We start from the raw sequence: 14,759 nt of genomic DNA on the forward strand, positions 1-14,759 counted from the left end.
GCAGCGAAATAAAAAAACCTTCAAAGTTCATCGCTCTGAAGGTTTTTCGTGTACGGCAGGCGTCTCCTGTCCGATTTTAGTAGGTCAATAATGATGCATTAATTCCACCCTCCACCGAGGGCTTGGTACATATTCACAAAAGCGTTCATTTGTTGCATTTTGGTTTCCACCAGATCAAACTTGGACTCCAAAGCATCACGCTGGGTCATCAGCACTTCCATATAATCTGCCCTTGCTGATTTGAAGAGATCTCCCGAGATGTTAATGGAGGTCGTCAAGGCTTCCACTTCCTTTGCTTTTAGCCCATAGCTCTTTTCCAGGTTTTTGATTTTTGCCAGCTGGTTGGCTACCTCCACATAGGCATTCAAAATGGTCTTCTCATAATTGTAAACCGCTTGAATCTGCTTGGAATTGGCACTTTTGTAGGTTGCTTTGATTTCTTTTCTATTGATCAAAGGTGCAGCCAAGTCCCCTGCCAGAGAATATAATAACGACTCTGGCGTCTTGATCAGGTAAGAGGGATTAAATGCTTGGAAACCTATCCCGGCAGAAATGCCCAATGAAGGGTAAAACCTTGCTTTGGCTACTTTCACGTCCAATTTAGCCGCTGCCAGCTCCATTTCTGCCTGGCGGATATCCGGCCTATTATCCAGCAGCTGAGCGGGAAGTCCTGCTTGCACCTGCTTCGGCACCAAGTCTATAAAAGCCTCAGAATCCCGAATCACCGGCTGCGGAAATCTCCCCACCAGAAAATTGATCTTATTCTCGGTTTCCGTAATCTTCTGCTGAATATCGTATTGCAGGCTTTTGGTATGGAATACCTCTGCTTCAAACTTCTTCACCGCCAGCTCTGTTGCCTTGGCAGCACTTTTCTGAAGCTTGACGATTTCCAAAGCATCGTGCTGGATTTTGATATTCCTCTTCACAATGGCCAGCTGATTGTCCAATGCCAGTAATTCATAATAAGCATTGGCAATTTCAGCAATCAGATTGGTCACCATGAAATTTTTTCCTTCCACAGAAGAGAGATACCGTGCCACTGCTGCCCGTTTGGCATTGTGCAGCTTGCCCCAAATATCCGCTTCCCAAGAAGCAAAAGCACCCACCATAAAATCAGGCAATGGTTCAGGCATTTCTCTCCCGGGCTCGATATCTGTAGTGGCTTCACTGGCACCGCGACTGGTATAGCGCCCCACCTTGTCCAGACCAGCGCCGGCCCTGATATCCACAGAAGGTAGGTATTCTCCTTTTTTGGCCTGAATTTCATTTTTGGACACGGCAATTTCCTGCAGGATAATGTTAAGTTCCTGATTATTGTTCAGCGCCGTATCTATCAAGGCACTCAAGTAGGGGTCTGTAAAGAAATCCTGCCATTTTACGCGAGCCGTATTGGCTGTATCCGAAGCACTATCAAAGTGCTCCGGAACAGCTGTATCGGGCGTTTTTTCCACTACTGAGGGAGTTTTACAGGACGTAATGGCCAATGTCATAAAGACCGCTCCCAGCGATATATATATTATTCTCTTAATCATTATAATCGTATTCTTCGGTTAATGGAACTTCGTCTTCATCTTTGATCAGGTGACGCCCATCGGCCAGTTTGCCGAATATGTAATACAGTCCGGGCACGATGATCACACCGAAAACAGTCCCGAACAACATCCCGCCCAAGGCAGAAGCACCAATGGTACGGTTACCGATGGCACCTGCGCCTGTAGCTATGATCAGCGGAATCAAGCCAGCAATAAAGGCAAAGGAAGTCATCAGAATCGGACGGAACCGGACTTTAGCCCCTTCAATGGCCGCATCCAGGATCGTCGCTCCTTGTTGCCGTTTCTGAACGGCAAACTCCACAATCAACACCGCATTTTTACCCAACAGCCCGATCAACATAATCAGACCGATCTGGGCATAAATATCATTGTCCAAGCCCATCATTTTCAGCAACAGGAATGAACCAAACACTCCTACCGGAAGGGACGTCACGACAGCCAATGGAATGATAAAGCTCTCGTATTGGGCGGCAAGTACAAAATACACGAACACCAGCACCACCAAGAAGACATATAAGGACTCATTTCCGCGGTTGGACTCATCATAAGAAAGTCCTTCCCACGCAATATCATATCCCTGAGGTAAGGTCTGGGCAGCCACCTCCCTGATCGCAGCGATGGCGTCTGCGGTAGTGTAGCCTTTGGCCGGGAGTCCCCTGATGGCCGCAGAATTGTACATATTGAAACGGGTCACCTCATTCGGGCCTTGTGTTTTCTTCAAGGTCATAAAGGCAGAATAAGGCACCATTTCCCCTTCATCATTTTTCACATACAGGTTCAATACATCGGAAGGCAATCTTCTGAACTTGGGATCGGACTGGACATATACCTTAAAGAATCGTCCAAACTTGATAAACCCTTGCTCATAAGTACTACCAATCATAATATTGAGATTTTCCATGGCTTTCCCGATGGAAACACCTTTCTGCATCGCCAGCTCATTGTCTATTACCAATTCATATTGGGGGTAATTGGCAGCAAAGAAGGTAAACAACCCGGTAAGTTCTTTCCGCTTGCTAAGGTCATCCATAAACTGCTTGTTGATTTTATCAAAATCCTGATAATCCGTATCGGTGGTCTTGTCCAATAGCCTCATGGAGAAACCGCCCGATGAGCCAAACCCTGGTATTGCAGGTGGCTCAAAAAACTCGATTACCGCTCCGAGCCCCTTAGACTCTTCCTCCAGTTCTTCCATGATCTCCTTCACCGTATGCTTCCTATCTGACCATTTTTTCAGGTTGATCAGACAAGTACCGGCATTGGACCCCCGGCCTTCTGTCATGATCTCATACCCTGCCAAGGAGGACACCGATTCCACTCCTTCAATTTCCTCACAGATCTTTTGTAGCTCTTGGGAGACCTTGTTGGTTCGCTCAAGTGTGGCACCAGGAGGTGTCTGGATGATGGCGTAAATAGTGCCTTGGTCTTCGCTAGGAATAAAGCCGGATGGTAACACTTGATTTTCCAAATAAATCCCCGCACAAAACGCAATCAAAATCCCGAAGGTCAACCATCTTCTGCTCACCATTCGCTTCAGCAAGACCACGTACCTCCCGGTCAGTTTATCAAAACCACTGTTGAACTTATCTAGTGATTTGGTGAGGAGGTTGCCCTTTTTCGCTTTGCCATGGTGATTTTTCAGCAGCATCGCACAGAGTACCGGTGTAAGGGTCAATGCAATCAGGGCAGAAATCACAATGGAACTGGCCATCGTAATGGAAAACTGTCTATAGAACGTCCCGACAGGCCCACTCATAAAGGAAATCGGCAAGAATACTGACACCATCACCATGGTAATGGCAATGATGGCTCCACTGATTTCTCCTAGCACTCTTTTCACGGCCTGATAAGGAGTGAGACGGGGGAACTCCTCCATCTTGGCGTGCACGGCTTCTACCACCACGATGGCATCATCCACCACAATACCAATGGCCAGAACAAGCGCAAAGAGTGTCACCAGGTTAATCGAAAGTCCAAAGAACTGGATCACAAAGAAGGCTCCGATCAATGAAACCGGCACCGCCAAAATAGGAATTAAGGTCGATCGCCAATCGCCCAAGAAAATAAACACCACCAAAGCCACCAAAATAAAGGCATCCCTTAAGGTATGGATCACCTGCTCGATGGAAGCGTCCAAGAAGTTGGAAACGTCATAACTGATTTTGTAATCCACCCCGGGGGGAAACGTTTCCTTCATCTCGGTTAGCTTTTCCTTTACCGTCTCGATCACGTCACTGGCGTTACTACCGTAGTTTTGTTTCAGCACAATCGCCGCAGAAGGATGACCGTCCAAGTTGGAATAAATATCAAAAAACTCACTACCCAACTCTACCTTACCAATATCCTTCAAGTGGATGCTCTCCCCTTCAGCATTGGCTCGAATGATGACATTTTCATATTGTTCGGGCTCATTATACCTGCCCTTATAGGTCAATACATATTCCAGCGATTGGGCCTCAATTCCAGAACTACGTCCCAATCTACCTGGACGTCCCACAATACTTTGCTCTTGTAGCGCCTCCATCACTTCTTCCACGGAAATGTCATAGGCCCTCATACGGTCAGGATTAAGCCATATCCGCATGGCATACCGCCGGCTACCCAGAATCTGAGCTTTTGCCACCCCTTTGATCCTGTTGATCTCCGGAATCATGTGGACATTGGCGTAATTATAAAGGAATTTTTCGTCCATGTTCTTGCCCGTACCATATAAGTTGACATACATCAACATACTGGGCTGGATGGGCGTGATGATCACCCCCTCCCGCTGCACCAGCTCTGGCAAGAGCGGCATGACGCGGTCTACACGCGTCTTCACACGAATTACGGCCTGGTTAGGATCAGTGCCTGGCTCAAAGATCACACGGAGAGTAGCCTCTCCGGCACTGGTAGCATCCGTGGCCATATAGCGCATCCCTTGGGCACCATTGATGGAGTTTTCCAGTGTAATCAGGGTTGACTTTACCAATACGTCTGCACTGGCACCTGGATAAGCGATAAATACGTTTACGGTAGTAGGTGCAATTTGGGGAAATTGAGAAATCGGTAATTTCTTAATTGCCAATGTCCCTACAAAGACGATGATGACCGAAATCACGATAGCGAATACCGGCCTATGAATGAATTTTTGAAACATTACTGCTCTTTTTTGATGAGACTCAATTATTCCGCGTAAAGGCCAAGCTGAGACATTGCTTCCTCAGGAGCGATGAATTCCGGATGGATTTCATCGTTTTCCCTTACGAGTCGCAAGCCCTCCAGCAGCACCTTATCATTCTCTTCCAATCCATCTTGAATCACATATAGATGAGGCATTTCTGCCGCTACCGTAATCTCTCTAGCGTGCAGTTTATGATCTTCGTCCAACACGTAAACATAACGTTTGTCCAATACCTCAAAGGTGGTCTTCTGAGGAATGATCATGGCGTTTTTAAAGGGCACGGACATTTGGATATTGCCCGTTTCGCCATGTCTCAGCAGCCCGTTAGGATTAGGAAAAGTTGCCCTAAAAGGAATATTTCCCGTCTCGTGATTAAAATCCGCTTCGATAGTCTCCACTTTACCAGGATGGCCAAACACTTTATTATTGGCCATCAGCAGGTTTACCATGGTGGCCGAACTGTCTTTCTTTAGATTTGACATATAGTCCAAATACTCCGCTTCCGGCACATTGTAGTATACCCACATATGACTGTTATCAGATAAATTGGTCAACAATTCTCCCTCATCAATCAAACTACCAACCCTAACATGGAACCGATCAATAATCCCATTAAAAGGCGCGCGAATTTCCGTAAAATCAAGGTGAGTTTGTGCCAAGGCAAGCTCCGCATTGGCCTTGTCCAGTTTAGCTTTGGCCATGGCCAGCTCATTAGGGGCAACGACATCCCTATCGGCCAGGGATTTGGTGTTTTGATATTCTATTTCTGCAAAACTCACTTCAGCTTTTGCCCGTTGAAATTCGGCTTGGTACAGCTTGGGCATGATCTTGAATAATAATTGGCCCTTCTTTACGAACTGGCCTTCATCCACATAGATTTTTTCCAAATAGCCACGCTCTTGGGCACGTACTTCAATGTGGCTGATGGAGTGGATTTGACAGACATAGTCCTCCATGATGGTGGTGTCCATCCGAACGGGGCTAGTGACCTGTAGCTCATAAACATGGGCTTCTTTTTCCTCTCCATGGGAGTTGCAGCTTGTATGCAAAAGCAACGCACACAAGCCCATTAACATGAGGATACTCGTTCTCATAATTTCTTTTTTAAATGTTTTGGTTTCTTGGTTCTTAGCGTGACAATAGCAGTCACGCCTAAACACTCTGGAACGTATGAATCCCAGAATGCCTGAGGATTTTGGGCAATTGTGTACTTAGCAATTAAGGGTAATAAATGGGATCTCAGGCAATAGGACTATTGCCATACCGAATGGATAAAAAGTATGGTATTATATCAAGAACACCTGAATAAATAGGTGCCAACGATTCGATAGAATATGGGAAAAGTGCTTACAAAAAGGAAAGCCTTTAAGGCTGGTGCTAGAAGATTCACCGAGTAAATAGTCAAAAAAGAGTACCGCTAGGGTATTCCCGCTTTCAATTTGCTTTTTAGATGAAGCGCTTTCGCTCTCTTCCTCTATATTTTCTCCTTCCGCGGGAAAGGTTCCTTTTTTAAAACCTGAAAAAGAAGACTTGAAAACAATATCCTCCAAATGAAGGGATGAATGGCTTTCAGCTTTTGAAAGATAGGGTGTTGGCTCAGAAAACTTCTCCTGCTGCTGTGTGGAAAACAGCGGAGCAATCCCACTCGAAAGCAGAATACTAAAGGATAATATCAGTCTGATCAACATTTTCATGATTGGAGCCAAAAGTAAACAAAGGAATCCTCCTTGTCAAGAGAAGAGGTATTAAATCTTTTTGAAGAATGCGTAATCAAAGTATGGTATCCAACATTCTCACCTCACACTCTCGGACAAATAAATTCATACTTTACCCTCGTAAATGAATACATAGGGGTTGGCAAGAGATTGTCTTTACAACCTCCTTTCTCTTGAAATAATTCAAAAACCTTATAAGAAATTTTTAAAAAAAACTATCGTTCAATCATCTTACAAAGAAGGAGCCATGGATAAAAAAGAACATAATTGGTAAAGCATTTGTATCAAATTTTCGAAAATTCTACTTTTGATAAGCATAATGGTGTAGGTTGAATTTAGGTTCGAATCGCTACTGTATTAAGATATTGAAACCCACCGGTACCTCCGCAACAGCTCAATTAGTATCATTATGTCCATTACCCCTAAAAGCAATTGATCCATAAAAAACCACGATGTTCGCATTTACAAAAATGTACTTATTAGCTTCTTTGATTTCTGGTTTTATTCTCCTACAGTCTTTATTTAACGGAGGACTTAAATTCCATGGAAACGAACAAGCAATAAACCAGCGCACATCCTATACTGTTTTTGGAGAGCATGACACGAAATTTTCAAATCAATTTGACATCGACTTCAGTTTATCACTAAGTCCCGTCGAAGAAATCGGGTATATTCTCAGGATCAAAACCGGAGTGAACAATCGGATATTCAATATATTTTACGACAATCAGGGGAACCATATCGTTTTTAAATTCAATGAAGAGGGAAAAACCAACCTTATCGTAGCCAGAATGGACAAGGCTCAATTGTTTAACCAGCAATGGTTTGACATGAAAGTCTCGTTTGACCTCATCGGTGATTCCATCACGCTTACCATTGGTAATGAAACTTTTACCGCCAAAAACCTACAACTTCAAGATAGCTACCATCCCAAGATTCTTTTCGGTAAAAGTGATCACATCATCGATGTCCCTGCATTCTCAATCAAAAACCTATCTATTATCGGAAAGGAAACATATCATTTTCCACTATATGAAAACAAAGGTAATATCGTCCACGATATCAACGGGACCCCTTATGGCAACGTAATCAATCCAGATTGGCTAAAAAACTATGCCTATTATTGGAAACATCTGACTTCGTTTAAATCAGCATCTGTAGCCGGAGCAAATTACAATCCCCAAAAGGAGGAAATTTACTATTACAACCGAGATTCACTCTGGACCTACAATGTTCGTTCAGGTAGCACAAGAACCGTAATTTTCGATCAAAAATGTCCTGTAGAACTCATCTTGGGCACTAATTTTATCGATAGTGTCCAAAACAAATTATACACCTACGAAGTGTATTATGACTTCGCATACCAAGGCCCTACTGTGGCCAGTCTTAACTTAGACACCTATCAATGGACCGAAGAAAGCCACCAACAACTCCCTACCCAACTCCATCACCATGGATCGTTTATCGATTCCTCCCGATACAGCATCTTTGGAGGCTTTGGGAATATGAAGTACAGTAAAAATTTCTTTTCCTTTGATTTGAAAAAAAAAGAATGGGAGCTTAATGAGGGGTTTACGGGAGATGTCATCACCCCGCGCTACTTTTCTTCTGTCGGATACCAACCTGAAAAAAATAATTTATATATTCTTGGTGGCATGGGAAACGAGTCTGGGGACCAATCCGTGGGAAGAAAATACTACTATGACCTCTATCAGGTGGACATGGATACCAAGCACGTTACCAAACTTTGGGAAATACCATGGAAAAACGACAACGTTGTTCCTGTACGGGGCATGGTAATTTTAAACGACTCCAGTCTTTACACACTTTGCTACCCTGAACATTTCTCCGATTCTTTTCTTCACCTATATCGCTTCTCCCTAAAGGATGGCAGCTTTGAAATACTTGGGGATTCCATCCCTATCCGATCTGACAAAATCACAACCAACGCTAACCTCTATTTCGATAAAGGACTCAATAACCTATATGCCGTAGTGCAGGAATTTGAAGATGATATATCCTCAGATCTAAAAATATATTCCTTAGCTTTCCCTGCTATTACTAGGGAGGAGTTATCAGATTTCCCAACAAAACAACAGGGCAAAATTCCTCTATGGATATTGCTATTTGGAATCGGAGCAATTTGCTTAGGATGGTGGATGTACAAAAAGCTAAAATCAAAATCTACGGATGCCATTAAAAGTCCTAAGGAAGAAGTGGAAATAATCCATACTCCAAGGACTCCCCAATCCGAACCGCCCAATTCCATCCACTTATTCGGCAACTTTATGGTGCGAGATGTCAATGGAAAGGACATCACTTACATGTTCAGCACACAGCTTAAACAGGTGTTTTGTCTTATCCTCCAATACAGTCTATCGGAAGACGGGATTACTTCGCAGCACCTCAGCAATTTACTTTGGCCAGATAAACCTGCGGACAAGGTCAAAAATTCTCGTGGTGTAACAATCAATAACCTACGCAAAACCTTGGGCGAGCTGAATGGAATTGAATTGGTCCATGAAAAGGGACACTACAAAATTATCCTCCATGAAAAGGCTTATTGTGACTATGCAAGGTGTCTTCAACTTATCGCTACTCATAAAATGGATGAACATAGAGATGAGTTTGCCAGAATCGTATCGAGGGGAAAATTCCTATATCTCTTGGATGACCCCTTGTTCGACTTATTCAAAGAAGAAGCGGAGACAAAACTAGAGCCGGCCTTGATATTAGAAATGGAAAAGAGCTTCACCCACGAATCGTTTACTACTACGATTTCACTGGCAGAAGCCCTTTTCAATATCGACCCTTTAAATGAAACAGCATTGGCTTACCAACTTAAGGCCATGCAGAAACTCAATATGATAGAAGACTCCAAACTTGCTTACAGGACCTTTGGCATCGAATACAAACATGCCACCGGCAAGGATTTTCATCGCTCTTATCAAAGCATTATTTCTTAACCAGCGGTCTATTTTAAGTATCACTGCTAAACAGTGTGGTGAGGTATATGGTCTGCTGGGCGCCTTTAGGCTTGTATGACAAAATCCCCCACCATTGATCAAATTCCATTCATCGAACGGAGGTTGCTAGTGACATGAAAGCCTAAATCACCAATTCAGCTTTACGTGGACTCCTTCAGGGCTGTTTTCAAAACCCAGGAAACAGGTCTTGCTGCTTTCATCCCAAGAGTTCTCTGCCATCACCGCATCTCCATTTACTCTCGTAATCTCGATGGAATTCGCTTTTTCTGGTAGAAGAACCCTCATCACATTGGTGGTGTTCAGGGGGCTTTTGGCAACGAATGAATAACTGTTTTTGGTCACTTCCTCATCATAAACCCTGGCAGCGGTGGCCAAAACCTGTGGCTCTTGTGGATTCGTGACACTTTCGATATTGTACAAGAAGGATTGCTCCCCAGGCTTCACCCGTTTTTCCTTCAAAACAGGAATCTCTGGATCAAATAGGTCAATGAATTTACCCTTGACGATATAAGGAGAAGTGTCTTCATTTTCATCGACAACAGAAATGATCTCGTATGCCCCTCTTGAAAGGGAAAAGTGGTTTTTAAATATGAGTTTTTCGGAGATGGGAGCTGCTCCATAAAGCGTTTTGATGGTGTTCACAAACTCCAAATCGCTGTTTTCTTCTAGTACAAATTCCTTCGGATCAGTACGCATGATGACTACTTTGCCCTTACCAAAGGAAAACTCCCCGGCTTCAAAAGGTGCTTTTAGTCCCATTTTCAAAAATAGATCCTCTGAGGGAGCGTTGAACGTATTACCATCTGTGTTCCACCATTCCCGAACCCCCTGAAATGCATCTTTATCCCTACCACAATAGACCAAAACGCCTCCCTTTTTGACCCATTCGGCGATATGGCCATGGCCATCTTCACTCATCGGCTTCATATTGGAATAGGACATGACAAGGATTTTCAGGTCTTTCCAAGTTCGCTTAAAGGACACATTTTCTATATGAACGGTCTTCACTGGCACACCGCGCTTGAGCAGTGGCATGGTCTGTCCATAAAAATTTGACAACTGTGGATCATCATACCCCTGATGAGTAGGAAAACACTGAAACATGAGGGAATTGGACATCAAAACCCCGATCCCTTGCGACCCGCTCACTTTATTGTCTGAATGGGGCATATCATTCAGTGTATTGACCATCACCTGCATTTGAGTGGAATAAAAACGTGGAATTAGCGCTTTCTCTTCACTATCTGCACTCGTCCTGTAAAGTCCTTCATAGATCCGGTCAGGCCAGGGCATCACTTCATAGTTTGCGACCATGGGATACAGCAACTGTGCCGCAAAAGTGGCTTGGTAATTTTTCTTATAATCAGCCCAGTCCCTAGGCCAATCTTCTATCGGATCGGTCAGAAAATACATTTTCCTGTCCGTCGGAGCGGTCATCGACTCCATGGAGCCGTACTCCAGAAAAGCCGTTTCGAACACACGCTCCTTTGCCAAGCCATTATAATAATTGGGCTCTCGCGAGGTGCCCGTCCATACCTGCGCAATATAACCGTCCACACTGGGCAAGGATGCGAGACTAGCCTCAGGACTGACAATCATCCATTGGGAATAATTCACTAAAGAATGTGTGGGTACGTAACACCTCACCTCCATACCTTTGCTCTTGCCATATTCCTTTGCAAAGGAAAAACACTCCTCCACTGCCCTGTAATACAAGTGATATTTTAGTTTATTGGCCAAATAGGTATTTTCCGCAGATTCATGCTGTGGCCTCCAGTCAAAGCCGTAATAAGCTTCCCACTCTCTTTTGAAAGCCTCACTATAACCAGCCTTGGCCCAAAACTCAGGTTCTTCAAGGTAAATGGCATCAATCCCTACATCAATGACCCGTTTGATTACCTTTTCCTTCAAATATTTGATAAAATTTTGAGTTGGCACAATGTACGGAACCATATGTCCATGCCAAAGTGTATCACCCTTTTCGGTGACTTGCCCTTCATCCAAGTGCCACTCTCCGTCCCATTCACCTGTAAAATAGTCCTGATATTCGCCCCAAGCGATCCCAGTCATAAAATGGGTCGTGTATCCTTTATCCCGCCAAGTCTGGACACGCTCCTCGAACGTCATATCAGCCTTTCCATGATGGTCTTTCACACTGTAAACGATCGCCACATCTGCACGGACATCCGTCACTGGCTTCCAAGGGTTGGATGTTTGAAATGCTGTTTTTTCCTTTGGTGTTTCCTGAATGTGCTCCCTTTGGGAAGGCTTGGTACAAGCCAAAAGGAGTAGAAAAGGTATCGCATAGATTAGAACAGTCTTTTGCATGGGTTTAATGTTTCTAAAGTGAAGCTAAAAAATGGGGACACTAATCATGCCCCCATAAATAAAGTCAATGTACTCAATAAATCAACACTTGGCGCGGTTCGTTATAGTTCCATCGTCTGGTACCGCTTCCCCTAGGGGTATCAAAGTTAATTCTGGCAGCAGCCCTGACAAAGACCATTCGGCCCTCGGGAATGGTGCCATTTGATTCGATCGTGATGGTCTCACCCAGCATGGAGTTAAAGGAAGATCCCGAAAATTCCAATTGACTAGACCAACGTTCATCTCTGGCTCGGTAGCCCACTGTAGACGAGTAGCTTACAAACAGCTGGATGTCGGTCACATTCTGAAAACTGGCACTATATCCACCCATGGGTTCGATTTTAGCACGAAACTCTTCCTCAGACACTCCACGTGTCACGCGCACCTGCGCCCTTACCTTTCCGTTGATCACCTCTGGCTCACTGACCCATTCCACTCTCAGAAACGGCTGTACTTCAAAGGTAACATTGGTTACACCCTTAATGTCCACAGTCTGTGTTTCATCTGCAAGCGGTACCCCACGCTCATCCTCACGGATAAGTGGAATAAACGGCCCGTCAAGGCGCACATTATAATTCCCTGCAAACAACTTTGTGTTTTGGAATGTCCCGTCAGGCATGCAAAAGAAATCAGGATTTGGGGAGACATTATCCCCCCAGCTCAACTCGGTCAGCCTGACACGTATTCCTTCGCTTCCCTGATCAGTTAGCACTAGCTCTCCAGTCTCTATATCCACCACTTCTCCCTGAAGTGTTTCTGCAGGCAGTTCATAGTTATCCAGCTCAAACATGCTGCAAGAACTAAGTGAAAACAGCCCAGCTAGGATTAGGTATGCTATTTTTTTCATCGTTTAAAATTCTAGGTTATTGATAATAATTTATCTATTGGGTTGTTGATCGATTACCGGACTCTTGGAAACCTCTCCACCAGGAATCGCAAAATAGTAGTCGATGATATTGTATTCGAAAGTCTTCAAACTCACCCACTGGAAACGGGCGTCAAAGAAATATTGGCCACTCTCAGTGGACAGGAATGGATAGATTCCCCTAAAGCGATAGCGGGAATTCATGCTGAAGTCCTCCTTATCGCGAGTTTCACCCCAGAAACCGTCCCTTTGCTCATAATGCTGAACCCTCCATCGGCGTAGGTCCCACTTGGTCTTGTGCTCCAAGGCAAGCTCCTTTCTGCGCTCTTTTCGGACAATATTACGGCTTGAAATATCTGAAGAAAGCACCCCGGAAAGCAAACTCGCTCCTGCACGCTCACGGATATCATTGATCCCATTAGTGGCTACTTGGAGCATATCCGATCCATCTGGAGATACTTCCCCGGCAAGCCCCAACTCCACGGCCGCTTCCGCCGCATTTAGCAGCACATCAGCATACCTCATCAATACGAAATGTTGGTCAGACCTTCCTTCACCTGCCTCAAAAGAAGGATCTGGATTCAGCCACTTACGACCGTATAATCCAGTCAAGGAGCTTTCTCCATTGTTATAAAAAGGACCATTGGCACCAGCTGCAGTGATCTGTTCCCCCTGAAAAGTAACCAGTTCTTGACTTCCGCCCTCCCTAGCACTGAGGAAAAGTTCTTTTGGTGCCTGCGTATAAAGTGGCAATTGCTGATAGCGGCTTTCTGCTGTAGCGTACGAATAATCGCTGAACAATGGCTTCACCGGTTCAGAACCTGTGTATACTCCTGCCCGAATTTCGATTTCCTGATTTTTGAAAACATCCCCAGGGAAAATGACATAGGCACGAAGACGTGGTTCGGCATCTTTAAAGAAATCCAAAGGTGAATCATACATCAAGTAATCTCCTTCCGTATTGGTGGAGCCGGTGGTCACCTTGATCGTTCCGTCGGGATACCGTTCAAAGCCCTCAAACAACTCGATAAAATCCAACGTTGGACAAGTACCTGATGCCAATGGAGCTTTGAAAATAAAAGGTGCACTGTAAGCATCATAACCATGGGTCGCCACAGGAAAATCATATTCTTTTACATAGATATTCTCTGGGCTAGTAGGATCACTAAACATGTCCACCATATTTTGGTATTGTGCCTCAGGATCATCTGCGGCCCATTTTCTTTTGTATAGGGAATAACGGCCACTATTGATCACCTCATTAGCGGCAGCATAAGCCTCACTGAAATACCTGACAGATGCTGCTTGAGCGGTTTCATCAGAAAAACCGATAACCCTGACCCCTGTTTTCAACCCCGTACCGGTAAGTCTTCCCGGTACGGTTTCATTGTATTTTGCCACAGAGCCTGCATAAAGCATGTCCTGGGATTTAAAAGAAAGAGCTACGTATTTATTGGAATAACCGGGCTTAGGACTGGCCGGCTGTAGTAATTCGATGGCCCTGTCATAATCTGCCAATACCTGATCCCATGTTTCTTCTTCCGAAGAACGTGGGATTTCCAATGATTCTCCATCACCTGGATAACGTAACACCTCTGTCACCAAAGGCACTCCGCCGAATCGTTTTGCCATAGCCGAAAACACAAAGGCCCGGACGAAATAGGCTTCACCCAAATAATGGTTATAGGTTACCTCTGGAAAGGCATCCGCATATTCTGGTAACTTTTCCAATAGGTAATTGGCTTCTCTCAATAGACCAAACGCCATTCCCCAATATGGGGTTCTTTCACCCGTATAAGCCGAACAGATTCCGTCTCGGTTTAATGCTTCGCCTGTTCCTTCAATCCCCAAAGAACCCAGCCATGAGTTGTATTCTACACCCCACTGAGCCATGTACTTAAAATCCTCAAAGGGCATCTTGCTGTACATTCCGGCGATGTACACGTCCATACCGGATTCACTGGTCATGAGTGTCTCGTCCCCGATGACATTGGGAGGAGGCACATCCAAGTCTGTACAGCTAGAAATGTACAATAAGCTGAACAGTATTAATATGATTCTTATTTTCATATGATTATAATTATTCTTGTGGCCATATGGAATCTCGCGTGA

8 protein-coding genes are annotated in these 14,759 nt (G+C 44.5%); 1 reads left to right on the forward strand and 7 read right to left on the reverse strand.

Going from position 1 to position 14,759, the window contains the following annotated elements; all coding sequences use genetic code 11:
- Positions 1 to 98 precede the first annotated feature (98 nt).
- The 4 genes from ECHVI_RS02615 to ECHVI_RS02630 form a co-directional block, all read right to left on the reverse strand.
- Positions 99 to 1,532 (reverse strand): TolC family protein, encoded by a 1,434-nt coding sequence (locus ECHVI_RS02615; RefSeq protein WP_015264385.1) that lies wholly within the window; start codon positions 1,530 to 1,532, stop codon positions 99 to 101.
- A complete protein-coding gene (locus ECHVI_RS02620) occupies positions 1,525 to 4,689 on the reverse strand; it encodes an efflux RND transporter permease subunit (RefSeq protein ID WP_015264386.1) in 3,165 nt (1,054 codons plus the stop codon). The genes ECHVI_RS02615 and ECHVI_RS02620 overlap by 8 nt, the downstream gene beginning before the upstream one ends.
- A 26-nt stretch (positions 4,690 to 4,715) precedes the next feature.
- Positions 4,716 to 5,807, reverse strand: a complete 1,092-nt coding sequence (locus tag ECHVI_RS02625) for an efflux RND transporter periplasmic adaptor subunit (RefSeq protein ID WP_015264387.1) — start codon at positions 5,805 to 5,807, stop codon at positions 4,716 to 4,718.
- A gap of 192 nt (positions 5,808 to 5,999) precedes the next feature.
- The gene (locus tag ECHVI_RS02630; protein WP_015264388.1) at positions 6,000 to 6,407 is read right to left on the reverse strand and encodes a hypothetical protein; all 408 of its coding nucleotides are present in this window, start codon (positions 6,405 to 6,407) and stop codon (positions 6,000 to 6,002) included.
- Between the two features lie 473 nt (positions 6,408 to 6,880).
- On the opposite strand from ECHVI_RS02630, the gene ECHVI_RS02635 reads away from it, so the two are divergent.
- Positions 6,881 to 9,394 (forward strand): Kelch repeat-containing protein, encoded by a 2,514-nt coding sequence (locus tag ECHVI_RS02635; protein WP_015264389.1) that lies wholly within the window; start codon positions 6,881 to 6,883, stop codon positions 9,392 to 9,394.
- 147 nt (positions 9,395 to 9,541) lie between these two features.
- Here the strand turns inward: ECHVI_RS02635 and ECHVI_RS02640 are convergent, their stop codons facing one another.
- The 3 genes from ECHVI_RS02640 to ECHVI_RS02650 form a co-directional block, all read right to left on the reverse strand.
- Positions 9,542 to 11,743, reverse strand: a complete 2,202-nt coding sequence (locus tag ECHVI_RS02640; protein ID WP_015264390.1) for a hypothetical protein — start codon at positions 11,741 to 11,743, stop codon at positions 9,542 to 9,544.
- A 73-nt stretch (positions 11,744 to 11,816) separates the two neighbouring features.
- A complete protein-coding gene (locus ECHVI_RS02645; protein WP_015264391.1) occupies positions 11,817 to 12,629 on the reverse strand; it encodes a DUF3823 domain-containing protein in 813 nt (270 codons plus the stop codon).
- A 30-nt stretch (positions 12,630 to 12,659) separates the two neighbouring features.
- Positions 12,660 to 14,717: a RagB/SusD family nutrient uptake outer membrane protein gene (locus ECHVI_RS02650; RefSeq protein ID WP_041739327.1), complete on the reverse strand. Its 2,058-nt coding sequence runs from the start codon at positions 14,715 to 14,717 to the stop codon at positions 12,660 to 12,662.
- Positions 14,718 to 14,759: the final 42 nt, after the last annotated feature.

It is taken from the genome of Echinicola vietnamensis DSM 17526, assembly GCF_000325705.1.
Classification (GTDB): Bacteria; Bacteroidota; Bacteroidia; order Cytophagales; family Cyclobacteriaceae; genus Echinicola; species Echinicola vietnamensis.